This is a genomic window from Neotabrizicola sp. VNH66, assembly GCF_049445895.1.
In the GTDB taxonomy this organism is placed as follows: domain Bacteria; phylum Pseudomonadota; class Alphaproteobacteria; order Rhodobacterales; family Rhodobacteraceae; genus Pseudogemmobacter.
The window spans coordinates 1-24696 of the sequence record NZ_JBMSDW010000026.1 but is presented as its reverse complement, the minus strand read 5'-3'; the positions used below and the strand labels follow the sequence as shown (position 1 = coordinate 24696).

General features: G+C 64.5%; 23 protein-coding genes and 3 pseudogenes. 15 read left to right on the top strand and 11 right to left on the bottom strand.

All coding sequences use genetic code 11. The features are described 5' to 3' along the window. Positions 1 to 28 precede the first annotated feature (28 nt). Genes ACO2Q5_RS22220 through ACO2Q5_RS22195 form a run of 6 tightly spaced genes read right to left on the bottom strand, consistent with a single transcriptional unit; the run spans position 29 to position 6759 of the window. Positions 29 to 955: a DUF4432 family protein gene (locus ACO2Q5_RS22220; protein WP_423295153.1), complete on the bottom strand. Its 927-nt coding sequence runs from the start codon at positions 953 to 955 to the stop codon at positions 29 to 31. Continuing rightward, positions 948 to 2039, bottom strand: coding sequence for an ABC transporter ATP-binding protein (locus tag ACO2Q5_RS22215; RefSeq protein ID WP_423295151.1), 1092 nt, complete (start codon positions 2037 to 2039; stop codon positions 948 to 950). Before ACO2Q5_RS22215 ends, ACO2Q5_RS22220 begins: the two co-directional genes overlap by 8 nt. Positions 2040 to 2063: 24 nt before the next feature. Beyond that, complete coding sequence (locus tag ACO2Q5_RS22210) at positions 2064 to 2894, bottom strand: carbohydrate ABC transporter permease (RefSeq protein ID WP_423295149.1); 831 nt, start codon at positions 2892 to 2894, stop codon at positions 2064 to 2066. After that, positions 2891 to 3820 carry a carbohydrate ABC transporter permease gene (locus tag ACO2Q5_RS22205; protein ID WP_423295147.1) on the bottom strand — a complete coding sequence of 310 codons (930 nt, stop codon included), beginning with the start codon at positions 3818 to 3820 and terminating at the stop codon, positions 2891 to 2893. The genes ACO2Q5_RS22210 and ACO2Q5_RS22205 overlap by 4 nt, the downstream gene beginning before the upstream one ends. A gap of 38 nt (positions 3821 to 3858) precedes the next feature. Next, entirely contained in the window at positions 3859 to 5169 is a 1311-nt protein-coding gene (locus tag ACO2Q5_RS22200) for an ABC transporter substrate-binding protein (protein WP_423295145.1), read from the bottom strand. A 27-nt stretch (positions 5170 to 5196) separates the two neighbouring features. After that, positions 5197 to 6759 (bottom strand): sulfatase, encoded by a 1563-nt coding sequence (locus ACO2Q5_RS22195; protein WP_423295143.1) that lies wholly within the window; start codon positions 6757 to 6759, stop codon positions 5197 to 5199. Positions 6760 to 6826: 67 nt separating this feature from the next. On the opposite strand from ACO2Q5_RS22195, the gene ACO2Q5_RS22190 reads away from it, so the two are divergent. Together ACO2Q5_RS22190 and ACO2Q5_RS22185 are read left to right on the top strand one after the other, a co-directional pair. Next, the gene (locus ACO2Q5_RS22190) at positions 6827 to 7753 is read left to right on the top strand and encodes a LysR substrate-binding domain-containing protein (protein ID WP_423295141.1); all 927 of its coding nucleotides are present in this window, start codon (positions 6827 to 6829) and stop codon (positions 7751 to 7753) included. A 47-nt stretch (positions 7754 to 7800) separates the two neighbouring features. Continuing rightward, a pseudogene (locus tag ACO2Q5_RS22185) lies at positions 7801 to 7916 on the top strand (transposase domain-containing protein); the annotation flags it as partial. A 55-nt stretch (positions 7917 to 7971) separates the two neighbouring features. Here the strand turns inward: ACO2Q5_RS22185 and scpB are convergent. Both scpB and ACO2Q5_RS22175 read right to left on the bottom strand, forming a co-directional pair. Further along, entirely contained in the window at positions 7972 to 8580 is a 609-nt protein-coding gene (gene scpB, locus ACO2Q5_RS22180) for an SMC-Scp complex subunit ScpB (protein WP_423295139.1), read from the bottom strand. Between the two features lie 2 nt (positions 8581 to 8582). Next, positions 8583 to 9431, bottom strand: coding sequence for a DUF1403 family protein (locus ACO2Q5_RS22175; protein WP_423295137.1), 849 nt, complete (start codon positions 9429 to 9431; stop codon positions 8583 to 8585). Positions 9432 to 9584: 153 nt separating this feature from the next. Between ACO2Q5_RS22175 and ACO2Q5_RS22170 the strand changes: the two genes are divergently transcribed. Beyond that, positions 9585 to 10736: a tyrosine-type recombinase/integrase gene (locus ACO2Q5_RS22170; protein WP_423295135.1), complete on the top strand. Its 1152-nt coding sequence runs from the start codon at positions 9585 to 9587 to the stop codon at positions 10734 to 10736. 215 nt (positions 10737 to 10951) lie between these two features. After that, positions 10952 to 11836 carry a recombinase family protein gene (locus tag ACO2Q5_RS22165; RefSeq protein ID WP_423295132.1) on the top strand — a complete coding sequence of 295 codons (885 nt, stop codon included), beginning with the start codon at positions 10952 to 10954 and terminating at the stop codon, positions 11834 to 11836. Between the two features lie 78 nt (positions 11837 to 11914). Here ACO2Q5_RS22165 and ACO2Q5_RS22160 read toward each other — a convergent pair whose 3' ends face one another. Both ACO2Q5_RS22160 and ACO2Q5_RS22155 read right to left on the bottom strand, forming a co-directional pair. After that, positions 11915 to 12310 carry a PIN domain-containing protein gene (locus tag ACO2Q5_RS22160; RefSeq protein WP_423295130.1) on the bottom strand — a complete coding sequence of 132 codons (396 nt, stop codon included), beginning with the start codon at positions 12308 to 12310 and terminating at the stop codon, positions 11915 to 11917. Beyond that, positions 12300 to 12527, bottom strand: a complete 228-nt coding sequence (locus tag ACO2Q5_RS22155) for an AbrB/MazE/SpoVT family DNA-binding domain-containing protein (RefSeq protein ID WP_423295128.1) — start codon at positions 12525 to 12527, stop codon at positions 12300 to 12302. Before ACO2Q5_RS22155 ends, ACO2Q5_RS22160 begins: the two co-directional genes overlap by 11 nt. 215 nt (positions 12528 to 12742) lie before the next feature. Here ACO2Q5_RS22155 and repA point away from each other — a divergent pair, with 215 nt between their 5' ends. The 9 genes and pseudogenes from repA (at position 12743) to ACO2Q5_RS22110 (ending at position 21920) form a co-directional block, all read left to right on the top strand. Then, on the top strand, positions 12743 to 13927 hold the full coding sequence (gene repA / locus ACO2Q5_RS22150; protein WP_423295125.1) for a plasmid partitioning protein RepA: 1185 nt from the start codon (positions 12743 to 12745) through the stop codon (positions 13925 to 13927). Continuing rightward, on the top strand, positions 13927 to 14919 hold the full coding sequence (gene repB / locus ACO2Q5_RS22145; protein ID WP_423295123.1) for a plasmid partitioning protein RepB: 993 nt from the start codon (positions 13927 to 13929) through the stop codon (positions 14917 to 14919). Before repA ends, repB begins: the two co-directional genes overlap by 1 nt. A 182-nt stretch (positions 14920 to 15101) precedes the next feature. After that, a complete protein-coding gene (gene repC, locus ACO2Q5_RS22140; RefSeq protein WP_423295120.1) occupies positions 15102 to 16313 on the top strand; it encodes a plasmid replication protein RepC in 1212 nt (403 codons plus the stop codon). Between the two features lie 178 nt (positions 16314 to 16491). Further along, the gene (locus ACO2Q5_RS22135; RefSeq protein WP_423295117.1) at positions 16492 to 18663 is read left to right on the top strand and encodes a ParB/RepB/Spo0J family partition protein; all 2172 of its coding nucleotides are present in this window, start codon (positions 16492 to 16494) and stop codon (positions 18661 to 18663) included. A gap of 99 nt (positions 18664 to 18762) precedes the next feature. Continuing rightward, on the top strand, positions 18763 to 19239 hold the full coding sequence (locus ACO2Q5_RS22130) for a hypothetical protein (RefSeq protein WP_423295115.1): 477 nt from the start codon (positions 18763 to 18765) through the stop codon (positions 19237 to 19239). Positions 19240 to 19301: 62 nt separating this feature from the next. Next, positions 19302 to 20153 (top strand): annotated as a pseudogene (locus tag ACO2Q5_RS22125) (IS110 family transposase); the annotation flags it as partial. Further along, positions 20133 to 20762 (top strand): antitoxin of toxin-antitoxin stability system, encoded by a 630-nt coding sequence (locus tag ACO2Q5_RS22120; RefSeq protein WP_423295195.1) that lies wholly within the window; start codon positions 20133 to 20135, stop codon positions 20760 to 20762. The pseudogene ACO2Q5_RS22125 and the gene ACO2Q5_RS22120, both read left to right, overlap by 21 nt. Positions 20763 to 20820: 58 nt before the next feature. Next, entirely contained in the window at positions 20821 to 21222 is a 402-nt protein-coding gene (locus tag ACO2Q5_RS22115; protein ID WP_423295112.1) for an MbcA/ParS/Xre antitoxin family protein, read from the top strand. Beyond that, on the top strand, positions 21219 to 21920 hold the full coding sequence (locus ACO2Q5_RS22110; protein ID WP_423295110.1) for an RES family NAD+ phosphorylase: 702 nt from the start codon (positions 21219 to 21221) through the stop codon (positions 21918 to 21920). Before ACO2Q5_RS22115 ends, ACO2Q5_RS22110 begins: the two co-directional genes overlap by 4 nt. A gap of 414 nt (positions 21921 to 22334) precedes the next feature. Here the strand turns inward: ACO2Q5_RS22110 and ACO2Q5_RS22105 are convergent, their stop codons facing one another. Beyond that, a complete protein-coding gene (locus ACO2Q5_RS22105) occupies positions 22335 to 22628 on the bottom strand; it encodes a hypothetical protein (RefSeq protein ID WP_423295108.1) in 294 nt (97 codons plus the stop codon). 175 nt (positions 22629 to 22803) lie between these two features. On the opposite strand from ACO2Q5_RS22105, the pseudogene ACO2Q5_RS22100 reads away from it, so the two are divergent. Both ACO2Q5_RS22100 and ACO2Q5_RS22095 read left to right on the top strand, forming a co-directional pair. Next, positions 22804 to 23190: pseudogene (locus ACO2Q5_RS22100) on the top strand (hypothetical protein); the annotation flags it as partial. Between the two features lie 95 nt (positions 23191 to 23285). After that, positions 23286 to 24395 (top strand): IS110 family transposase, encoded by a 1110-nt coding sequence (locus ACO2Q5_RS22095; protein WP_423295105.1) that lies wholly within the window; start codon positions 23286 to 23288, stop codon positions 24393 to 24395. Positions 24396 to 24696: the final 301 nt, after the last annotated feature.

The window sequence follows — 24696 nt, the reverse complement described above, 5'->3', positions numbered from 1 at the left end:
CGGGAACCGGCAGCCGATGCAGTCCCGCTCATGGTCCGGACAACGTCTGTCCCGAACGTTCCGGGGCAGACGGGACCTCGTGACCGAAGCGCAAGAGCAGCCGAAACCGGCGAAGGACGTTCCCCTCGGGTCCGGGCCCGTCCGGCGCAAGCTCTGTCCGCAGTCGTCGGTCGTGCGTTGCAGGCTCGACGCAGAAGAGGCCGCCATCGGGCGCGATCCGGCGGTGGAATTGAAGCCAGGGTAGCTGGTCGGCCGCAGCCTCAAGCCGGAACAGGACACGCGCATCGCCGATCCCGCGCCCAACCTCGACCACCGTCGCGCCGGGGGGTGCCGGCTCGCAGAAGGTGCCGGGGGCCGAACCCGGCAGGTCGGGGCGCGGCTGTCCTGCGACGGACACCACGGTGTCCGCGCCGACGAGCGGAGGTCCCAGGTTGACGTGATAGAGGGCCATCACCCGGTCCCCTTCGGCGGGCGCGTGCAGCGCGACCTCGTCCTCGATGGCGATTTCGGCGCGGTCGGCCGGGATGGTGATGCGGCGCAGGAGCGTCCAGGATGCGCCGCCGGCGACGCCGTGGGCGACCCGCGCCCGGATCTCGGCGCTGCCGTCCGGGCCGACGCAGGCGGCCTCGACCTGCGCCTTGCGCAACGACATCGACCCGTGCAGCGGATAGCGCCTGCCCCCCTGCGCCTCGGGCTGGCGGATGTGATCGAAGCCGCAGGTGCACATCAGCCCGCCAAGCGCCTGATCCATCTCGCCGGGGGCGGCGGGGGCCAGGCCGTTCGGCCCGACCCAGCCGAAGGGCACGCCGTTCAGCCGCACCTGCCCCAGATCGAGGCAGCGGTCGGGCAGGAGATCGACGGTCAGCCCGGCGGCATTCGCCACCTCGATCAGCCGCGATCCGTCGGCCGGGCCGCCGTCGAGGCGCAACTGCCGCAGCGCCGCCGGCTCAGGCATCGTCGATCCGCGCGCCGGTCTCGGGATCGAACAGCAGCCAGTGCCCCTCGCGCGGGAAGACGTGCAGGCGCTGGCCGGGCGCGACGGTCTCGGCCAGCCCGGTCTCGTCGCGCAGGTCCAGCCGGATCGTGAGCCGCCCGACCGGGGCGGTCCCGGTCAGGAAGGCGTCCTGCCCGGTGAACTCGACCGCCTGCACCTCGAAGGGCCAGCGGTCGGGCGCGGCATGGTCGGCCACCCCGATATGCTCGGGCCGGATGCCGAGGTCCACCTGCCGCGCCGCAGGGGGCGCCGCCGCCCCGGGCAACGCCAGCCCCTCGAAGGCCGCCCCGCCGCCCGGGGCCGCCGCCAGCCGGCCGCGCAGGATGTTGATCTCGGGCGAGCCGATGAAGCCCGCGACGAAGCGGTTGCGCGGCGCGCGGTAGATCTCGCGCGGGGTGCCGATCTGCTGGATCCGGCCGCGGTCGAGCAGCACCACGCGGTCGGACATGGTCATCGCCTCGATCTGGTCGTGGGTGACGAAGACCGAGGTCGCGCCGAGCTGATCGTGCAGCGCCCGCAGTTCCAGCCGCGTCGCCGCGCGCAGCTTGGCGTCGAGGTTCGACAGCGGCTCGTCGAACAGGAACACCCGCGGCTGGCGCACGATGGCGCGACCCATGGCGACGCGCTGGCGCTGCCCGCCCGAAAGCTGCCCCGGCCGCCGCTGCGCATAGTCCTGCAGCCCCAGCATCGTGAGCGCCCGCTGCAGGCGGCGGTCGATCTCGGCGGGGTCCGCGCCGCGCATCCGCAGCGCGAAGGTCATGTTCTCGGCCACGTTCATGTGCGGATAAAGCGCGTAGGACTGGAACACCATCGCCATGTCGCGCTCGCCCGGCGGCACCCCGGTCACGTCCTGGCCATCGACCAGCACCCGGCCGGCGTCGATCTCCTCGAGCCCGGCGATGATGCGCAGCAGCGTGGACTTGCCGCTGCCCGAGGGGCCGACCAGCGCAATGAACTCGCCCGAGCGGATCTCGAGGTCGAGCGGCGGGATCACCTCGGTCCGGCCGAAGCTTTTGCGGACGCCCTGAAGCGTGACGGTGGCCATGGGAAACTCCTTCCGGGCGCCGGGCTATTTCACCGCGCCGGCCAGCAGGCCGCGGACGATGAAGCGCTGCCCGACGAGGATCAGCACGAGTGCGGGGACGATCGAGAGCAGCGTTCCCGCCGCCATCTCGCCGTAGCGGATGTCGTATTCCTGCGCGAAGGTCGAGATCGCGACCGGCGCGGTCATGGTCCGCGGCGAGGTCAGCGCCAGCGCGATGGCGAAATCGCTCCAGGAAAAGATGAAGATCAGCGCGGTCGCCGCGATCATCCCGCCGCGCACCAGCGGGAAGGCTATGCGCCAGAAGGTCTGGGCATGGGTGCAGCCGTCCATCCGCGCCGCCTGGAACAGCTCGTTCGGCAGGGCGGACATGAAGCTGAGCATGAGGAACAGTCCCATCGGCAGGTTGTGGACGACATGGGTCAGGATCACCGCAAGATAGGTGCCGTGCAGCCCCGCCGCCGCCCACATCACATACCACGAGCCGACGAAGGTCAGCGTCGGCAGCATCTGGAACAGGATCGCCCAGCCCAGCACCGCCCACTTGACCCAGCCCGGCACCCGCAGCCGGTCGAGCGTGAAGGCCGCCATGGTGGCCAGCACGATGACGATCGCGGTCGAGATCACCGCCACCACCGCGCTGTTCCACAGGTTCCACAGGAAATGCGACTGGCGCGAGAACAGGAGTTCCCGGAAGTTGTCGAGCGTCGGCCTCGCCAGCACCTGGCCGGTGATGATGGCGATCTTGTACTTGAAGGCGTTCGACAGCACCCAGAGCGTGGGCAGCACGATCAGCGCCGCGTAGGACCACACCAGGGCGCTGGCGCCGATCCGGCCGGCCTGTCTGCGCAGCCTCATGCCGCATCCCTCCGCCGCCGCGCGAGCAGCCCCCGCGCCAGGATCACCAGAAGCGCGACCGCAAACAGCGTCACCACCGACATGGCCGAGCCGTAGCCCACCTGATCCTGGCGGAAGAAGGTGCGGTAGATCGAGAAGTTGATGACCTCGGTCGAGGTGCCGGGTCCGCCCGAGGTCAGCAGATAGACCTCGTCGAAGACCTTGAACGACAGGATGATGCGAAACAGCGCGGTGATCGCGATGGTCGGCATCATCAGCGGCAGGATGATGTGGCGCACCTCCTGCCAGAGGCCGCGCACATCCATCCGCGCGGCCTCGAGCACCTCGCCGTCCAGCGCCTCGAGCCCCGCCAGCATCAGCAGGAAGACGAAGGGCGTCCAGTGCCAGACATCGACGAACATCACCGCCGCCAGCGCCACATCGGGATTGCCCAGCCAGTCCACCGCCGGCAGGCCGAGCGCGGACAGCACCGCGTTGGCCAGCCCGAACTCGCGCCCCAGGATCAGCCGCCACATGGTGCCGATGACGATCGGCGGGATCACGATCGGCAGCAGGAAGATGCCGGTCAGCACCGTGCGCCCGGCCGTGCCCGCGCGGTTCACCGCCAGCGCCATGGCAAAACCCAGCACAATCTGGCAGACCACCACGGTCACGGCGAAGATCACCGTGTTGCGCACCCCGGCCCAATAGACCGTCTCCTGCGTGAACAGCCGGCGGTAGTTGTCGAGGCCGAGATAGTGGAACTGCGCCGCCCCCTCGCTCCATTTCACGTCGAAGAGGCTAAGCCCCAGCAGGTTCAGCACCGGAAATCCCGAAAGCAGCACGAAGAAGGCAGCCACCGGCCCGAGCGACAGCCAGAGCCAGCGGCGATCCGCCGCGCGCCCCCGCCCCGCCCCAGCCTGTGCCCCAGTTTGCGCCCGTGCCATCGCCCTGCCTCCGGGATTTCCGCGCCGCCCGCCCCCGATCAGAGATCGGGGCCGCGGGTGACCTTGTAGCCGTTGCGTTCGAGGATCGCAGCCAGATCCGCCGCCGCCGCGTTCAGCGCCGCCGCGGGCGCAAGCTCGCCGATCACCGCGCGGTTCAGGTGCAGCGCCATCGCGTCCGAAGCCTCGGCCGCGGCGGCAAAGGGCAGGCCCATCACCGCGTGGGCGGCGTTCTGCGAATAGGCGTCGATGAAGCGGAAGGCGCTGTCGGAGCCGAGCTCGGACGAGGCGAGGTCGCCGCGCACCGGCACCCCGCCGGCCTTGACATACTCGATCTGCACCTCGCGCGACTGGAACCAGTCGAGGAAGGCCAGCGCCGCCTTTTGGCGGTCGGCCGGCACGTTCTTCGGGATGCCCGTGACCCAGTGCCCGGCCGAGGAGGCCACCGTCCCGTCCGGGCCGGCCGGAAGCAGCGCCGCCGACATCTTGCCCACCACGAGCGAATCCTTGGGGTTCTCCAGCGCGCCCCAGGCGGCGATCACCGCGATCGCCTGCGCCGCGCGGCCCGCCGACAGAAGCTGGATCAGCTCGCCCTGGGCGATGGCACCGGGGTTCGGCGGGGCGGAATCGGGGCCCGCCAGCGCCAGATAGGTCTCGAGCGCGGCAAGGCCGGCGGCGCTGTTCAGCGTGACCTCGGCCTCGCCCGCGCCGGTGATGCGGAAGAAGGCACCGCCCTGGCTGAACAGATAGGGGGTGAAGTTGTAGACGATCGAATCCCGCGCCGCCCGCGGCACGAAGCCGTAGAGGTCGGTCTTTTCGGTGATGGTGCGGGCATTGGCCAGAAGCTCGGGCCAGGTCGTCGGCACCTTCAGGCCGAGCTCGTCATAGACATCCTGGTTGTAATAGAGCACCTGGACGTTGCCGTTGACCGGCACCCCCATCAGCGCGCCCCCCTCGGCGAAGGAGCCCGTGGCGGCATCCCAGTTGGTGGTCATGCCGTAGGTCAGCACGCCGTCCTGCAACGCATAGCCCGGCCGCAGCGTGTCGAGCGGCGCGAGGAAGCCGCCCGCGTAGATCTCGGCCAGCCACAAGGAGTTGATGTTGACCAGGTCATAGGTGCCGGTGCTGTCGCGGACCGAGTTGCGGATCTTTTCCAGAAGCCCTCCGAAGGGCGTCACGTCGAGCGTCACGACATTGCCCGTCTCCGCCTCGTAGCGATCCACCATCGCCACGAAGGCGTTGAGCCAGGGCGACTGATTGATCGCCATGGTGATGTCGGGCTGGTCCTTGGCGGCAGCCGCACCGCCGGCCAGGGCAAGCGCCGCCGCGCCGGCCATCAGGAACTTCATCATCTTGCCTCTCCTCCCCTGGGTTTCGTGTCAGTCATGCCCGTGCGGGGCATCCAGCCCCATCCAGGCGAAGTATTCCGGCGGCGCGTCATGCGCGCGCAGGATGCGCAGGATCTCGGCCGAAAGCCGGGCCTCCACCGCCGCATCGCGGATCGGATGCAGCTGATGGGGATCGGTCGCGTTGTGATAGACCGCCGAGTCGAAGGCGACGAACCGGGTTCCGTCCAGCCCCGGCGGGCGGCGCGCCTCGTTGAGCGCGTCGTAGCGGATCAGCTTCTGGCCCTTGGTGAAGTCGAAGGGGCCGGCCATCCGGCCGGTGGCCAGTTCCTTGAGCGTGAAGAACCCGGTCATGTGGGTGGGGATCAGCGTGTATTCCCCCAGCCGCTCGTCGAAGAGGTCCGCGGGATAGCGGAAATAGCTGTATTCGCCGTCGGTGACGCCGATCGGCCCGCCGAACATGCCGAAGGCCAGCGCCGAAGGCCCCTCGGCCCCCTCGATCAGGGGCAGGATCGACCGGCCGGTGACCTCGGCCGGGATCGGCTGGCCGAAGATTTCCAGGAAGGTCGGCATCAGGTCGGTGGTCTGGGTCAGCGCCGCCACCCGCTGCCCGGCCCGCCCGGCATGGCCGGGGTGGTGCAGGATCAGCGGGATATGCGAGATCTCCTCGTAATAGGGCGTCAGGTTCTTGCCCCACCAGTCATGTTCGGCCAGCAGGAAGCCGTGATCGGTGGTCAGCACCAGGCAGGTGTCGCGCCACAGGTCGTGCGCGTCGAAATAGTCCAGCAGCTTGCCGAACCAGGCGTCGCACATCGCCACCAGCGCGGCGTAATTGGCGCGGATCTCGGCGATCTCCTCGGGGCTTTCCTTGACGGGGGCGTATTTCGGCCAGTCGAGGATCGGCCCGTTGTAGCCGGTGCGGTAGGGCTCGCGGTATTTCTCGGGCGCGAAGAAGGGTTCGTGCGGGTCGAAACATTCCAGTTGCAGGAACCAGTTGTCGGCATCCCGGTTGTCGTCGAGGAAGGCGAAGGCGCGGGCAAAGCAGGCGGGGCCGGGGAAATCCTCCTCCGCCCGGATCTTCTCGCGGTTGATCTGGTGCTGGCGGCGCTTGGGTTCGGTCGGCACGTTGTAGTGCTTGTCGGAATACATCGCCTTGAAGCGGTCGAGCGGCGGCTCGACCATGGCGATCCAGGGGTCGTATTCCTGCCCGCGGATGAACTCCCAGGTCTTGTAGCGGCTGTGATAGGTCGCGCCGCCGTCCTCGAAATAGTGGAAATGGTCCGAGATCAGGTGGCTGTGCACACCGGCCTGGCGCAGCATGTCGGGCATCGAATTGTCGAAGGGCTCGAGCGGGCCCCAGGACCGGTGCATGAAGTTCAGCCGCCCGGTGTGCATGTCGCGCCGGGCCGGCATACAGGGCAGCGAGCCGACATAGTGGTTGTCGAAGGTCACCGCGCGGGCGGCGAAGCGGTCGAAGTTCGGCGTGGCGATGCCCGCGCCGCCATAGCAGCCAAGCGCATGGCGGTTGAGCGAATCGAACAGGACAAAGACCGCGCGCATCGGATGGGTGCCTTTCGGGTAGCCTCGGTCCGTCATGCTAGACACCCCCGGCCGCAACAGGTAATACTGTTTTGGATCAGAGATATAAACGGAAGTTATCGCAATGGATCAGGTCTGGCGTCTGCGGCACTTTCTGGCCGCCGCCGAGCTGGGCAGCCTTCAGGCGGCCGCGCGGCAGCTCAACACCAGCCAGCCCGCGCTGACCAAGTCGCTGCGCGAACTGGAAAACTTCCTGGGGTCGGCGCTGTTTGAACGATCCTCGCGCGGGGTGGTGCTGACCCAGGCCGGACAGGTGCTGCTGTCCCGGGCGCGCGAGATCGAGACGCAGTGGGACGGCGCGCTGATCGACCTGAACGCCACCCGCGACGGTGCCCGCGGCGAGTTGCACATCGGCGTGGGGCCGACCTACGAGGCCGCCTTCATGCCGCGCGTGCTGTCGGCACTGTCCGGCGAATTTCCCAACCTGGGCCTGACGGTGCGCACCGGTGTCGGTTCGGTCCTGCTGCCGAAGCTGGCTCTGGGCGAGATCGGGCTTTATATCGGCGGACTGCGCAGCGCGACGGACAAGCCGCTGGAGGACCTGGCGGAAATCCCGCTCTACGAACAGGTCAACCGGATCGTCGCCGCCGCGGACGATCCGCTGGCCGCCTGCCCGCAGGTGCCGGTCGCCGCGCTGGCGGGCCGAGCCTGGGTTCAGTTGAGCTACGACACGATGGCCCTCGATCATCTGGACCGCATGTTCGCCGCGGCCGGCGTCGCCCCGCCGCGCAGCACGGTGTCCACGCATTCGCTGTCGCTGGCGCTGGATCTGGTCCGGAACGAAGGCTTCCTGACCAGCCTGCCCGAGCCGCTTCTTCACCCGCGCCTCGCCTCGGGTCTGCGCGCGCTGCAAGTGCCCGGATACCACTGGTCGATCATGACCGGGATCACCTACCGCAATTCGATCCGTGCCTCCCGTCCCTTCCTTCGTCTTGCGGAAATTCTGGTTGCGGCTGTTCGTGAATACGGCTTGGCGGGAAAGGGCCATTGAGATCCCAGGGTCAGGCCCCCTTGTTGCTGGCCCATGCTCGCCGCAAGCTGATCGAGACCTGCAAAATGAACGTCGTCGGCCCCCCGCCTGGCTGTCAGCCACGCTCTCCGCCATCGTCCGGGGCCACAAGCAGAGCCGGATCGACGGTCTCCTCCCCTGGAATTGCGCTGCAAGCGGTGTGATCGGTACACCGCTTGCACCTCATCCCAAGCTGCCTTTTACACGTCAGGGGCTTTCGAAGATCCCGCCAGGCCGGCATCGGCGAGTTGCTCAGGATCGGGCAGGTCGCGCAGGGATGTCATCCCGAAGGCGGCGAGGAAGGCATCGGTGGTGACGAAGGTATAGGGCGCGCCACGTCGCGGCTCGCGGGGGCCGGTGCCGATCAGGTCGCGCTCGGCCAGACGCCCGATCAGGTCGCGACTGATCTCACGCCCGAAGATGTCCTTCAGCCCGTCGCGGCTGATCGGCTGGTGAAACGCAATCGCCGCCAGCACGGCAAGGTCGAACTCTGACAGGTTCAGGGCCTGTCCCTCCACATCCGCCGCCGCGCGGATCGCGGGCGCATAGGCGGATCTGGTCCGCAGCATCCACCCGGCCCCCACCTGCGCCACCTCATAGGGGCGGTCCTCCAGATCGGCGGCCAGATCCTCGATCAGCAGATCGACCGAGGCCCCCTGCCCCACGACACGCGCCAGATCCTCGCGCGCGACCGGCGCGGCGCTGGCAAACAGCACCGCCTCGATCCGGCGCAGCCATTCCCGCCAGCGAAGATCGGGCGGCAGATCAGCCAGATCCCTGTCAAGCCCTCTGTCTTCGCGCCGTGCCATGCTCAGACCCCATACAGGCGGAACGTGTCGCGCCCGGTCAGTTCGCGCAGGACGCCAAGGCCCACCAGCCGATCGCACAGCCGCCGCGCCGCCCGGTCCGACATGAAGCTCAGTGCTCCGGGCGCTAGCGCATCCTGCGACAGGATCATTTCCGCCGCCCGCGCGGCCCCCTTGGCCCGCAGCTTCGGCACCGCAGCGCGCAGCCGTGCGGCCCCGCGCGCCAGTTCGCCCGCAAGGGGCAGCGCCTGTTGAACGCCCTTCACCGCAGCCCGGTGGCAGGCAAGGCGCAGGTCGTCGCCCCGCAGGCGCAGATCGCGCGCCGTCATCGCCGGGCCCAAAAGCGGCAGCAGATGATCCCGCCCCAAGGCCCGCGACAGCACCGCATCCGCCAGGATCAGGGCCGGGGTCTCGCCCCGAGGATTGTCGGTCAGCACGGCCTCGATGACCTGCGCCGCGCGGTCGACCGGGGTTGGCCCGGTGACATCAAGGGTAAGGGCAATCCGTTCCGGCGCGACCCCCTCCAGCGCGCGTGCCAGATGGTCCACCGAGATCGGCCGCGACACGGCGCGCGACCATTGCCGCAGGATGTTTCCCGCAGGGCCGGGATCATCGCCCGCCCTGGTCAGAAGCAGGGCATCCCGCATCGCAGCGGCCCCTTCGCGCCGACCGGAAATTCTTGCAGAAACCTCTGCCGCCGCCAGCGCAAGCCGGTCACGCCACAGGGCTTGCGGCACAGGATCGGCAGCTGTCGCCAGAGTGAGGTACGCCAAGGCCGCGCCTGATTTGAACGCCGCCACCGCAAGGGTTTCCGGAGAATTGGCCGTGATCCAGCCCGGCAGCGGTACCAGCATCGGCAAGGGTTCGGATGGCTTGACACAAGGATTTCTCATGCCGGCACGCTATTTCACAACGGCGCTTTTGGCTAGAAAATTGCACCAAAAACGCCGCTTCTTTCTGATCACAATGATGTCCAATAATCTTGCATTATCGGACGTTAAAATGATATGCTCAAAAACATGGGTAATCTCACAAATAGCAGCACCAAAATCGAGGGTTTGGGCGGGTCGGAGTCCGAGATTTCGAGTTCAGCGTCCTATGACTCGTTGAACGGTGACGAACACGACGAGAGAACCTCTCGGGATCGAGCCTCAATCGCCCTGCCCGCCAATGTGGCCGGCTCCGGCGCGCTCGACCGGCTGATCGATACCGCCCGGGACTACGCTGAGGCCTCGACTGCTGGGAACACGAACAAGGCCTACGCCGCCGACTGGAAACACTTCACCCGCTGGTGCCGACTGAAAGGCACAGAACCTCTGCCCCCCTCACCCGAGATGATTGGACTTTATGTGGCTGATCTGGCTGCACCAACCGGGAAGACCCCTGCCCTTTCGGTCTCCACGATCGAGCGTCGTCTCTCGGGGCTTTCCTGGAACTATAGGCAGCGCGGCTTCACTCTTGATCGCAAGGATCGCCACATCGCCACTGTTCTGGCTGGGATCAAACGCAAGCATGCGCGCCCGCCGGTTCAGAAGGAAGCTATCCTGCCTGAGGATATCCAGGCCATGGTGGCCACCCTGCCCTACGATCTCCGCGGGCTCCGAGATCGGGCGATCTTGCTTCTGGGTTATGCAGGCGGCCTGCGCAGGTCGGAGGTGGTCAACCTCGACATACACAAGGATGATACACCGGACTCCGGCGGCTGGCTGGAGATCTTCGACAAAGGCGCGCTGCTCACGCTTAACGCCAAGACCGGGTGGCGCGAGGTCGAGGTCGGGCGCGGCTCAAGCGACCAGACCTGTCCCGTCCACGCGCTGGAGCAATGGCTACACTTTGCCAAGATCGGCTTTGGCCCAGTCTTCGTGCGCACCTCGCGGGACGGCAAAAGCGCCCTCGAGGCGCGCCTTTCCGACAAGCACGTCGCAAGACTGATCAAGGCAACCGTTCTTAAGAGTGGTGTCAGATCCGATTTGCCGGAAGCCAAACGGTTGGCAATGTTCTCAGGGCATTCCTTGCGTGCCGGGCTCGCCTCGTCGGCAGAGGTTGATGAGCGCTATGTTCAAAAGCACCTAGGACATGCGTCGGCCGAGATGACCCGGCGCTACCAGCGCAGGCGCGACAGGTTCCGGGTGAACCTGACCAAAGCGGCAGGGCTGTGAAGACCAGGAATCTTGAGGCGTTGGTGAAGCGCTAAGGTGAAATTCCAGCGCTTCAGTTTCAGCTTACTGCTTCAATTGAAATCGGGAGCTAAACGCGACATCTGCATAAGGAAACCAAGATAGTTCTGCTAATCATTGTCACAGAAAGTGACCTTGCATTCGTTTACAAACGGTCGTTTCTTGACGGTATATGAAACTGCAAACGGCCTGTTTTGATGCCATTGATAGGCTACGCGCGCGTCTCGACCGAGGATCAAACCCCCCTGCCCCAGTCGCAGGCCCTGAAATCCGCGGGCTGCGCGGAGATCCATGAGGAGCAAGCATCGGGAGGGAACCGCGCGCGGCCCGTGCTGGCCCGCGTGCTGGACCGGATAGGCAAAGGCGACACGCTCGTCGTCGTGCGCATCGACCGCCTGGCGCGGTCCCTCTCGCATCTGCTGGAGGTGATCGAGCGGCTGGAGGCGAAAGGTGCCTACTTCCGCTCTTTGACCGATCCGATCGACACATCCTCACCGCAGGGCAAGTTCACCCTGCAAGTCCTGGGCGCCGCGGCGGAGTTCGAGCGCGCTCTAATCCGCGAACGCACGAAGGCGGGGCTGGCCTCGGCGCGCAGCAAGGGGCGGGTCGGTGGCAACCCGGGTCTGCGCGCTCGCGATCCCGCGGCGCTTCGCAAGGTGTGGCTGGCGAGGCAAGACGGTTACATGGATCGCCTGAACGAGACGGCGCAGGACTGGGTGCCGCATGTGCGCCGCCTGCGGCCCGACATGCCCTGGGAAGACTTGCTTCGCATCATCAACGCCCCCCTGCCCCGCGAGCGCCAGTGGACTCAGAGCCGATTGCTCCGCGCGGTGAACGCCTATGTCCGCGACGGCTTCCTGCCCGAAACCGTGCTGGGCCGTGCGGGCCGACGCGAAACCGACGACCGCCTGCCTGCCATCGTCGCCGCCATCAAAGGCGCAAACCCGGAGATCACGCTGCAAGAGATCTGCAACAGGCTCGAGAAAATGCGGGAGCGGACGCCGCGTGGGCGGACCAGCTGGCAGCCGTCATCCGTGAAGATGCTGTTGGAGCGAGCCGAAAGGCTGGGGCTGCTTGAGTAGCCGGGCAACCTTGCAAATGCTCCGCGTCGTGGAAGGATTACAAGGCTACGGCCAGCGCCATGCTCGGAGACTGTCCGCTCATGCAAAAGGATTAACGATGCGAAGCTGACCTTCCACCAGCAGGCCGTCTTGCATGTCCTCGCTCCACAGCGTCGTACAGCCCGCAACCAAAGCGCTGGCCACGATCATCGTATCGTAGATCGAGAAGCCGTAGCGTTCCGCCAAGGCGCGACCGACGTCATGGGTCTGAAGTGTCATGTCTTCGACGGGACACAAGGCGCGCACGCCTTCGAGAAATGCCGCTGCTTCCTCCCAACTGAGGCCGGCTTTGCGGCGGCAGTTCACCAGCGCCTCGTTCAGGACCTGAACGCTGATCCGCGGTCCCTGCCCCAGGATGACCTCGGCGCGATCGGCCTTTGGGCCGTCATCGAGCAGGTATAGAACGACATTCGTGTCCGCGAATTCAGCGCTCATGCGTAGCGTCGCGGCTCAGGCGTTCCGCAGCGGGCAACTTGCCCCGGAAGCGGCGTAGACCTATCAGCACCTCATCCGCACGCGCCAGACGACGGACTTTGACTTGGCCGTCGTCCTTGACCAGGTCGATCTGATCGCCTTCCTTAAGGCCAAGTTCCCGGACAAGCTCCGCGGGCAAGCGGACGGCAAGCGAGTTGCCCCATTTTGCGACCTGCATGGCGACCTCCTGCGTTGATATACATTTTGTAATGTATATCATGCTGGTTGCGCGGGCAAGCCTGTCCCCGTACCCGGGCTATTCTTGTGCGTCATGCAGCGGCTGACACCAGATTTAGAAAGAGCTTGCGCGAATCTGAGTCCTCCGGCAATAGTCACGAAAAAGGGCGACTAAACGCCGAAATCCGTGAACACGCCACGGACGCGAGAGGGCAGATGAGCAGAGCCGATACACCGGAAGACCTGAACGCTGTGATCCGTCAGCACTCTGAGTTGCTGGCGGCGCAACTGCATTCGCAGCGTGAGAGCCTGTTCCCGCCCGACGCTTCTAAGACTATGCGCAAATTCACCTCAGGGGAAGCTGCTGCTCTGCTGGGTGTCAACGACTCATACCTCAGAAAGCTTCACCTTGATGGCAAGGGGCCGTCGCCCGAAGTCTCATCGGGGAACAGGAGGCACTACTCGGCCGAAGATATTCATAACTTACGGATACTGCTGGAGAAAACGGCTCGCAAGCCGGGAGATTACTTGCCCGGTCGTCGCGCAGGTGACCATCTGCAGATCATCGGCGTGATGAACTTCAAGGGTGGCTCCGGCAAGACGACCTCCTCGGCGCATCTTGCTCAACGGTTGGCACTCAAGGGTTACCGCGTCCTGGCGATCGACCTTGATCCGCAGGCCTCTCTTACGGCGTTGCATGGGGTTCAGCCTGAATTCGACCTGCTAGACGGCGGTACGCTCTATGATGCGATCCGTTATGAAGACCCGGTTCCGATCGCCGAGGTGATCCGCAAGACATACATCCCGAACCTCGATCTGATTCCTGGGAACCTCGAACTGATGGAGTTCGAGCACGAGACGCCGCGGGCGCTTTCTCGCGGCAATGCGGGTTTGTTCTTCTTCCGTGTGAAGGAGGCACTGGCCCAGGTCGATGAGCGGTATGACGTCGTCGTCATCGACTGTCCTCCGCAGCTCGGGTTTTTGACCATGTCCGCGCTGTCGGCAGCGACAGGCGTTCTCGTGACGATCCATCCCGAGATGCTCGACGTGATGTCGATGAGCCAGTTCCTCAGAATGACGGCCGACCTGATGGACGTCATTGCCGACAGTGGGGCCGACATGTCGCATGACTGGATGCGGTATCTCTTGACCCGGTATGAGCCCACAGACGCACCGCAGAACCGTATCGTCGCCTTCTTGCGGACGATGTATGGCGACAAGGTCTTGAACGCGCCGATGCTCAAGTCGACGGCCATCTCGGATGCCGGTTTGACCAAGCAGACCCTTTACGAGGTCGAACGCAGCGCCTTCACCCGGACGACCTATGACCGGGCCATTGAAAGCCTGAATGCGGTCAACGACGAGATTGCCCAGCTCATTCAGAAGACTTGGGGGCGCTGATGACCGACAGCAAGAAGAAGCGCATGTCCATGCTGGATAGTCTTGCAGCGGCGGGGACGCCCCCTGCCCCTGGTAGCATGATGTCTAGCAATCGGGCCCTGCGGTCAGCGCGTGATGCCGTCGATGCTCACCATGTTTGGGAGCTCGATCCGGCTGAGATCCAAGACGAGCGATACTCGGATCGCCTCGACCCAAAGGATGTGCACGACCTTCGCGCGTCGATTGAACAAAACGGGCAGACTGTGCCCATCCTTGTTCGGCGCCACGCGACCGACCCCAATCGGTATCTCCTCGTCTATGGACGCCGCCGTCTTGAGGCCATTCGTGCCTCCGACAAAGTGAGCAAGGTTCGCGCCCTCATCGCTAACCTGGACGATACGGCGGCACTACGCGCTCAGGTTTCAGAGAATACTGGTAGACGTGACCTGAGTTACATCGAGCGTGCCCTCTTCGCTCAGGAACTGCTCGATAGTGGCTTTGGCTCGCAGGCACAGATTGCCGAAGTGCTCAACGTGACCCGTTCGGCGGTATCGATGTCGATCTCGGTTGCCAAGGCGATCGGAACTGCACTGGCCCATGCAATCGGACCGGCGCACGGCGTCGGCCGTCCCAGATGGGAAGCTTTGGCCAAGGATCTTGCCGACAGCCGGATCGAGAACGACGATCTTTCCCGAATTGCTCTTGATGTTCGCGCCAAGGCGGCCGCGAACGAACAGGCGGATGAGGATCCGCAGGTTGATCCTTCGGTGGCGGCTTTTGAGGCCGTTGCGCGGCACGTAAAAAAGAGTGTGAGCTCGACGCTCGGCAAGAAGCCGAGATCGAAGACCACTGCCCTTGTGATCGATGGCACGCCCGTTGGCGCGATCAAGAGATCTGGCCGGGCGCTTCGCCTGGACCTGACGGATGTGGATGATGCCTTTGCGGAGTGGCTTGATGCCCGCGCGCAGGACGTCCTCGAAGAGCTTCACGATCGCTGGAAAGGCGAGACATGAAGAGAGGCAGAGCAGCAACAATAAGGAGGCACGGTACAGGCTAAAGAAAAGGTCCCGCAAAGCTTGCGCTCCACGAGACCCCAACTTTGATCTTAGCACTTTCAAGGTAGTGGGCCGGCGCGCAAACCGCAAGTCATATGTGATTCGCGGAACTGCTTTTCTATGCCTTCGTGAATGACATCATGGAGTACACACCGATTTCGCCGTTTATGCGGCCGATCTCGCACGCCCATCTGCGCGTGGTCGAGCGTCCTGAGGCGTCTGTTCCGGGCAAGCCCGTCAATAAGTGGGAGCTCCTTCGCGAGCTGTCCAAGGCGCAGGCGGCCTTTGGGGTTTCCGAACGCGATCTGACCGTTCTGCAGGGGCTTCTCAGCTTCTTTCCGGATGATGCACTTGGCGGGAATACCGAGATGGTCGTCTTCCCGTCGAACAAGGCAATCTGCGAGCGGCTGAACGGCATGCCCTGCTCCACGATGCGCAGGCACATTGCCCGTCTGGTGGATGCTGGCTTGCTGATGCGGCGCGATAGCCCCAACGGGAAGCGCTATGTCCGAAAGCACGGCGAAGAGCGCGTGGCCTTCGGCTTCGACCTGTCGCCAATCTACTGTCGGTCCGAGGAGATTGCACGGGCCGCAGAGGCCGTGCGTGAGGCCGAGGAGCGTGTTCGGCGCCTGAGGGAAGTCGTGAGCCTCATGCGGCGAGACCTTGCTGCCCTGGCCGAGTTCGGAGAGGAGATCCGCCCTGGCCTTGGCCTTTGGGATCAGCTTCGCGACAAGGCTGCCCTTACGGCGCGCGCCCTCCGCCGCAAGCTAGCGATCGAGGAGCTCTCAGCATTTCGCGCCGACCTTGAAGCCCTTCTCGACCACGCACGCAACGTCATTGATGGTCCCGAAACAGAAGAAATGAACACCAATGGTGCCAATATTGAGCGCCACCATCATAATTCAAATAAAGAATCTATAGATCTTGAACCTGCCTTGGAAAAAGGCCGGGCGGCGGCCGGCGCGCCAGATGTTGAAACGGATGCACCTAGTGTTGACGTGGAAGAAGCGGACACAAGACGCGTGCCAAAGATCCCGCTCCATCTGGTGATCGCGGGCTGCCCGTCGCTCAAAACTTTCTACCAGGGCGATATCCGCCACTGGCATCAGCTTTTCGACGCGGCTTGCCATGTGCGGCCGGCCATGGGGATCAGTGCTTCCGCTTGGGAAGAAGCGCAACGGCTCATGGGCCCCGAGCAGGCATCGATCGTTGTTGTCGCCATGCTGGAACGCTTCGCCGACATCCGATCGCCCGGGGGCTATCTCCGTGCGCTGACATCGAAGGCGGCGGCGGGCGAGTTCTCCTGCGGGCCGATGGTCATGGCTCTGATGTCCCGGCGAAGCGCGGCGTGATGTTCACAGCTGTGAACATTCTCCCTGTCGGCACCCCAATCGATGAAGTTCACAGCTGTGAACCCTCTGCGCCGTCTGATGAGCAACCAGCAGATAGAGGAAAAGGTTGGGGGTTTGAGGGGTGACGGGAAGTGAGAACGGGAGAGTGGCTTCCGGCGCCCGTCGTGGAGAAGATCTGATGGCGAAAGCAGCCCAGAATGTCGTCCTGTCCCCGTCGCGGGATATTCCCATCAACAAGCTCGTGCTGAGCCAGGCCAACGTGCGGCGCATCAAGGCCGGCGTCTCGGTCGAGGAACTGGCCGAGGATATCGCCCGGCGCGGGCTCCTTCAGAGCCTGAACGTGCGGGCTGTTCTCGATGCCGATGGTGTCGAGACCGGCACGTTCGAGATCCCGGCCGGTGGCCGCCGCTTCCAGGCGCTGTCGCTCTTGGTGAAGCAGAAACGGCTGGCGAAGACCGCACCGATCCCCTGCATCGTTCGGGATGCCGCGTCCGAGATTCTGGCCGAGGATGACTCGCTCGCAGAGAACATGCAGCGCGTTGCTCTGCACCCGCTGGACCAGTTCCGCGCCTTCGCGGCCCTGCGCGAAAAAGGACAGGGCGAGGAAGCCATCGCCGCGGCCTTCTTCGTCACCCCGCAGATCGTGAAGCAGCGCCTGAAGCTCGCATCCGTGGCCCCTGCCCTGCTCGAGGTCTATGCCGAGGACGGCATGACGCTCGAACAACTGATGGCCTTCACGGTGAACCCCGATCATGCGCGTCAGGTGCAGGTCTGGGATGTGGTGAAGAACTCCTGGAACAAGGAGCCCTATGCCATCCGCCGCATGCTCACGGAAACCTCGGTCTGGGCCTCGGATCGCCGCGCGGTCTTCGTCGGTGTCGATGCCTATAATGCGGCCGGCGGTGTCGTGCTGCGCGATCTCTTCCAAGGTGACGATGGTGGCTGGCTCGAGGACCCTGCCCTGCTCGACCGGCTGGTTTCGGAGAAGCTCCAAGCCGAAGCCGAGGCGCTGGCCTCCGAGGGCTGGAAGTGGATCGAGGTCGCGACAGACCTGCCCTATGGCTACAGCCATGGCCTGCGGCGTCTCTCTGGTGAGCCCGCGCCGATGACCGACGAGGAAAGCGCGGCCCACGCGACGCTCCTCGCAGAGTATCGGGCACTGGAGGAAGAATACTCCGGCCTGGACGAGTACCCCGAAGAGATCGATGCCCGGCTCGGGCAGCTCGAGATGGCGATGGAGGCGCTCGAACAGCGGCCGCTGATCTATGACCCGGCCGAGATCCCGCGCGCGGGCGTCTTCGTGACGCTGGATCGGGACGGCAGCCTCGCGATCTATCGCGGGTACGTTCGGCTAGAGGACGAGCCGCACGAGGAGACCGCGGTCCAGGATGGCGATGGTGTGGATGCCATGGGGCAGGCGGGTGATGTTGGTGTTTCCAACTGGAAACCTTCGGGGACCTCTGTCGGGGGCACCGCCATCACCTCGGGCGGTCACCCGATCGGCGCGGACGCATCCGACGAGGAAGACGACGGGGCGCTGAAGCCGTTGCCTGAGCGGCTGGTCATGGAACTGACGGCCCATCGGACCCTCGCGCTGCGTGAGGCCATCGGGCGCTCGCCCGACGTCGCGCTGACGCTCCTGCTCCTGAAGCTCGTGACGGACACCTTCCGCACCTCCTCGGCCTCGGGCAGCTGTCTGGAAGCTTCGGTGCGTCATGTCTACATGTCGGCACAGGCGCCCGATCTGAAGGACAGCGTCGTGGCCAAGCTGGTCGACGAGCGTCACGCAGCTTGGGAGGCTGATCTGCCCCTCGGCGATGATGCCGCGCTTTGGGACTATCTGACCGTGCTCGATCAGGGCAGCCGTCTCGCGCTCCTGGCGCATTGCCTCAGCTTCGGGATCAACGCCCTCTATGAGAAGGTGAACCCCTACGGAGCGGGCATCTCCGCCAGCCGCCTGACCCGCCGCATGGCGCATGCCGATCTCGTGGCCCGCGCGGTGGATCTCGACATGGTCGAGGCAGGCTGGGAGCCGACGGTCGATGGCTATCTCAACCGCGTGCCCAAGGCCCGGATCCTCGAGGCCGTGCGCGAGGCGAAAGGGGAGGGGACCGCGCAACTTCTCGATCACCTCAAGAAGGGCGAGATGGCCACCGAAGCCGAGCGGCTCCTCAAGGGCAGCGGTTGGTTGCCCGGGGTCCTGCGCCGGGCCGATCTGGTGGCACGCGACGGCGAGGAGATTGCAGAAGGGCAGGGGGAGGACGCGGGCCACCCCGACGACATCGATCTCCCCGCCTTCTTGACGGCTGATCTACCCGGCGGCGACGCATCGATGCTGGCTGCGGAATGATCTGAGCCATCCGGGGGCGGGGCAACCCGCCCTCATTCCAACAAAAAACAGCAATATCAATATGATGAATGCGAATTCTCGCATTCGGGATGAGGAATCATGTCTGCAACGATCATCATCGACACAGCCCCTCTCGGGGCGCTGATCCGCTACACCGACGGCAGTCCCAAGCCGCCGGCCCGGTTCACCAAGAAGCTTGCCGCCTGGGAGCGTTCGAACGGAGTGGGCCGTCTGGTTAAGAAGGAACCGCCGCGGGTCTATCCGACCTGGACGGCTCCGGCCGCCTTCACACTGCATGAAGGGAACTTCTCCTCGGACGGGGTGATCCTCGTCACCATCATGCGCAGCCATTCGGCCGACAGCCGTCTGGTCTTCGAAGTGGCGGAGGAACCGCAGCCCGGGCAGGTACGCGTACTCCTCGACTTCGGCGGCAACACCGAGCTGCTGCATCTGGCGGAGTCCGTCACCGCGGCGGAGCTTTGGATCGCGCGAGAGGGATATCGCAATGCGCGCCTGGAAGTCGTCGGCACCGAGGATAGCGAGAGGGCAGATGGAATGGTTGCCGCCCTCCCTTAACGGCATCGCGATGTGCCAAAGTCGTGGTGATTACAGCCACGGGACGGAGAGGACGGCAACCTATGGATACAATGATTGGGGTGGACTTGGCAAAGTCGGTTTTTCAGCTGCACGGGGCATCAATGGTCGGGGAGGTGCTGTTCCGCAAGAAGTTGACGCGTCCACAGTTCGAGAAGTTCATGACGGGGCACGCTCCGGCGGTTGTTGTCATGGAGGCCTGCGGCGGTGCCCACTTCTGGGCGCGGCGGATGCAGGATTTGGGCCATGAGGTGAGGCTGGTCGCGCCGCAATATGTCCGTCCGTTCGTGAAGCGGCAGAAGAACGACGCCGCCGATGCCGAGGCGATTGTGATCGCGGCTCAGCGCCCCGAGATGCGGTTTGTCGACCCTAAAACCATCGACCAACAAGCCCGTGCAACGCTGTTCCGGAGCCGTGAGCGGCTGGTGCGGCAGCGGACCGAGCTGATCAACGCCTTGCGCGGGGTGCTTTATGAACACGGCCATGTCTTTGCGACCGGTGCGCGCAATCTGGGGCGGATCGAAGCCTTCCTGATGGATGCAGATCATGGTCTGCATCCGCTGGTTCATCAGGATTGCATGGACCTGGTGGACTTGATCAAGGACAAGACCGCGCGCATTGCAGTGAAAACCCGGCAGGCGGAGGCGCTCGCGTCTCAAGGCGAGGTGACCCGGCGTCTGAAGACGATCCCGGGTGTTGGCGCGCTCACAGCGCTCGCGGTGGAAACCTTTGCGCCCCCGATGGCGAGCTTCAAATCAGGGCGCGATTTTGCGGCCTGGCTGGGGATCGTCCCGCGACAGCATTCATCAGGTGGCAAACAAAGGCTTGGGAAAATATCGAAGGCAGGGCAGGGGGACATCAGGCGGCTGTTGATCATGGGGGCGATGACACGGCTCCCCGAACTCTCGGATGCCGCCAAGGAAAAGGCGCGCAGCTGGTATCGCGAGCTTGGCCCCCACGATGAATGGTGGGACGCGGTCTACGAGGATTTCGAGCGGGTCTGTGAAATCCTCGGCATCCGCCTGAAGACGACTCCCGTCCGACTGATGGGCGGCGGGACGCGGGCCAAGCCCTGCATCTGGTTTTCAGGGTTTTGGAGTCAGGGGGACGGGGCCTGTTTTGAGGGTTACTGGTCCCACGCGAAGGGCGCGACCGCGCGCATCGGGGACTACGCGCCCAAGGACACGACGCTGCATGGCATAGCCGACCGGCTGCAGGCGATTCAGCGACGGAACTTCTACCAGCTTGCCGCCGAGGTCAGCCACCGTGGCCGCTACTACCACGAATACACGATGTCGATCGACGTCACGCGCGACAGTCCAAGCTGGCAGCCGCCGACCGAGGACGCCGAGGAGATCGTGACCGAGGCGCTGCGCGATCTGGTCCGCTGGCTCTACCGCCAGCTTGAGGCTGAATACGACCACCTGACCTCGGACGAGGCCATCGAGGAGGGGATCATCGTCAACGAGTACACCTTCACCGAAGCCGGGCGCAGGTTCGGGTGAGAGCGCGGGCGGTTCATTTGATCTTTACCATGAGGCCATATGATCTATATTCAAGCCAATGGAGGACGCCATGTACGTTGCTGAGAAAATCAGGGAACCTGCACAGGTTAACGCCGTCGCGTTGAAGGCTTACGCGCGCGTGGTCGATGCTTGGGGCCTTAACCTGAACGAAGCGGCTGGCCTTGCCGATATGACGGTGAGCACGTGGAAGCGCGCCAAGAAGCCGGACTTTGCGGGAGAACTGACCAAGGATCAACTGCTGCGGGTCAGTGCGGTGATCGGCATCTACAAATCGCTCGAACTCTACTTCTCCGAGCCGCTCGCGCGAAGCTGGTTCACCCGACCGAACACAGGGCCGCTGTTCGGGGGTAGCCGTCCGGTTGATACCGCCATCGACGGGGGCTTGCCGCAAATTCTCGCGGTTCGGACCTATCTTGATGCATTGCGCGGTGGGGCATGAAGCAGACCGAGATTTCTGATCGTGGTCTCGTTCGTCTCCTGCCCGCCACTTACCACAAGCCGCCATCCCTGCGTGGTCTCGTCGATACCGATGACGAGATGGAGATCCTGGCAGAAATCGAGGGCCTGACCAGCGGCCGTCTTCTGGCGGAACGTGGCCGCAACCCGCATTTGGACCCGCGCGAGCTGGCCTGGCAGCGCCGCAGCCGTGATCTGCGCCTCTATGGCGACAGTCACGTCAACGCCGCCTTTACCTACACCCGCGCCGGCGGAAACCGCTTCAACACCGAAGAGCGCGGCGGCTGGTACTGCGCGTGGGACGTGATGGTTTCCGTCAGCGAAGTGGCGTGGCACCGCACGCGCGAACTCGGCTTTGTGGGCAGCTATCATGACAGCGCCCGCTATGTGGAACTGCTGGCGGATTTCATCGGGATTTTCGATGATCTGACCGACGAGCTGGGCCATCCGGCGCTGCATCCCGATCCGGCTGTCGGATATCCCGAGGGCCAAAGCCTCGCCCAGCATCTGCGCCGGGCTGGATCGCGTGGCCTGATCTACCCCTCAGTTCGGGCTCCCGCGCCGGGCGGGAATTGCCTCGTCTGCTTCGAGCCCCACGCCATCCAGAACGTCCGGCCTGGCGCGTCTTGGGATCTGGTTTGGGATGGGACACCGCACTACTCGCTTACGGCCGTCGGCTGACGCCTTGCGGCGCAAGCGCTTTTTTGGCGGGCTCCGAAGACATGAAACCGGCACACGGCGACGTCTCTGCCCCAAGAGACCATTATAGTTTTCTTCGATGAGGTTGCTTTTCCAGCGTTATGGACGCTCCAAGCTCACCATTTCCAAAGAATTTATGGACTAGCCCCACGTGCAGGGAGATATGAAGACGCTGGGTCGAAAGACGGCAACGACTTGTAGTGGTTGCCGAAGGGCGCAGTGGTGTACCTCCTGGTATGCCGCCGCGACCAGACCTTGGTACTTCGGACAGGAGTTTGACCGAGGCTGATGTCCCGAAGGGCTAATCTGCCAATCTACAGGTTGGCAACTACGCTCGGTTTGCCAAACCACGGTATGGCTGAAGCTCCGGAAGGCCGGAGCCAGCCGGTGCCGTGCTCACTTGTTCCCGTCGATCCATTTCGACATGAGCCCCTTGTCACGGAAACACTCATCCGGCACGGCTCGGCGCTTGATGCGGGCGAGGCGTTCCGCGAAGGCCACCTGCTTTGATGTCGGACGGCTGTCCTGCGTGCCCGGCTTCAGCCTGGCCTGTGCGTCGATCCAGGCGCTCAGGGCCCGGCGGTCCTGCTGAACCTCCCATGGCAGAAGCGTCTGGTTGCGCAGGGCCAGCGACCGCGCATAGGCGATCTGCTTTGGCGTCGCGGGCAGGGCGTAAGTGTTGCTTTCCATCGGGGATCTCCCTTCATAGCGTGGCTCTCAAAATAGAACATAACAGGAACAAAATCAAGCCACCTGCGGAAATCATGGGGTTTGAGAGGAAGAGGAGGGCGGAGAGGGTCAGGCCTGAGGGTGCCCGAAAGAGGGTGTCCTGGCCTGATCCTGTCCCTCATTCCGGAGTTTCCCGATGACCCATCTCGCCCCTTTTGCGTCCGAGCGCGCGCTTGCGCCTGTTGTCCCCATCCCGTCCCCTGATACGGCCGCTGCTATCTTGAGCGTGGCCGAAGCGCTGCAGCCTGATTTGGCGCAGGGCTTCCATCTCGACGCGCTGCGACTGCGGCTTGAGATGGAGCGCGCCTTCGGCGGCTCCGATGCCGATGGCGCCTGGGACTGGAAGCTTGCCTATGAGGCGGGGGAGGTGGCGCTGGTGCTCTTCCTGCGGAAGTTCGGCCGTGCGCTGCTCGCCCGAACCGGCTCGCCCGCGGCGCTGCTGCCGATCCTCGCCAAGGTGGCGGGCTTATTGCCCACGCATACCCGGCGCTCGGAGGAGATGGAGCGCTTCCAGCAGATGGCATGACCATTCTTGGCGCTCCAGCCGACGTGGGACAGGATCGCCGTAGAGTGATCGCGGTCCGCACTCTTCTTCGGTCCGCAGCCCGAGGAGATGACATGGAAGACTACAACGCCTTTGTCGGTTTGGACGTGCACAAGGACAGCATATCGGTCGCGATTGCGGATGCCGGTCGGGACGGCGAGATCCGGATGTATGGGACGATTCACAACACGCCCGATGCTGTTTCGCGCCTGATGCGCAAACTGGTTCAGCGCCACGGCAAGATCGAGGTGACCTACGAAGCAGGTCCCTGCGGCTATGGGATTTACCGGCAGCTTGCAGAGATGGGGATTGTCTGCCGGATCGTGGCGCCAAGCCATACGCCAAAGCGGCCGGGTGAACGGGTGAAGAACGACACGCGGGACGCGCTGATGCTGGCGCGGCTGCTTCGTGCAGGCGAACTTACCTTTGTGTGGGTGCCCGACGCCACCCATGAGGCGATGCGCGATCTGGTTCGGGCGCGCCAGGTTGCTTCGCAGGATGTCCGGGCAGCTCGTGCGCTGATCCAGATGTTTCTGCTCAAGCACGGACTGCGGTGCAAGTCGAAGGCATGGTGCCTGCGTTATCGGAAGTGGCTGACATCCCTGCCGCTTGAGCATGCTGCCCAGAAATTCGCGCTGCAGAGCTATATCAATCGCCTGGATCAGGCCGAGGCCCGAAAAGCCGAGATCGAAGGCCAGATGGTCCATCTCATTCCGGGCTGGACGCTCGCCCCGGTGGTGCACGCATTGCAGGTGTTCAAGGGGATCGGGATGGTCATCGCCGCAACCCTCGCCGCGGAGATCGGTGACTTTTCCCGGTTTGCCAGTCCGCGCCAGCTGATGGCGTATCTCGGCCTGGTCCCCAGCGAATACTCCAGCGGCGGCAAGCAGCGACCCGGCGGCATCACGAAAGCGGGCAACAAGATCGCGAGGGTGATGCTGGTCGAGGCCGCGTGGTCCTACAAATGGCCCCCCAAGGTCGGCGTGCTGCTCATGCTGAAACGGGAAAACTACAGCCAGGCGCTGAAGGACATCGGGTGGAAAGCCCAGGTGCGACTGAACCAGCGCTTTCGGCGCCTCGAGGGCAGAGGCAAGCGCAGCACCGTTGCCGCGGCTGCGGTTGCCCGCGAACTGGTCGGCTTCATCTGGGCGACAGCGATCAGCGCCATGCCGAAGGCCGCCTGACTCCGCACGTGCGAATGTTGGCAGTGGCCAGGGCATCTGACGCGGGACGAGGCAAACCGTCGGTCGAGAATTGAGATCCGGAACTGTCCGGACATCTGACAGCAGAATGAACGAACGCCTCTGACGCTTACCATAATGGGGTTTCGATCCCCGCATCGGAGTTTGAGCAACCGTCGAATAAGTCGGGTGCCCTGACCTCTGCCAATATCGCAAGGAGAACGAACATGACGAACGGCATTCAAGCCGCGCGGCGGGAAACGCATGCCTATCCTCTTGACGAATGGTCATCGGAATTCAGCAC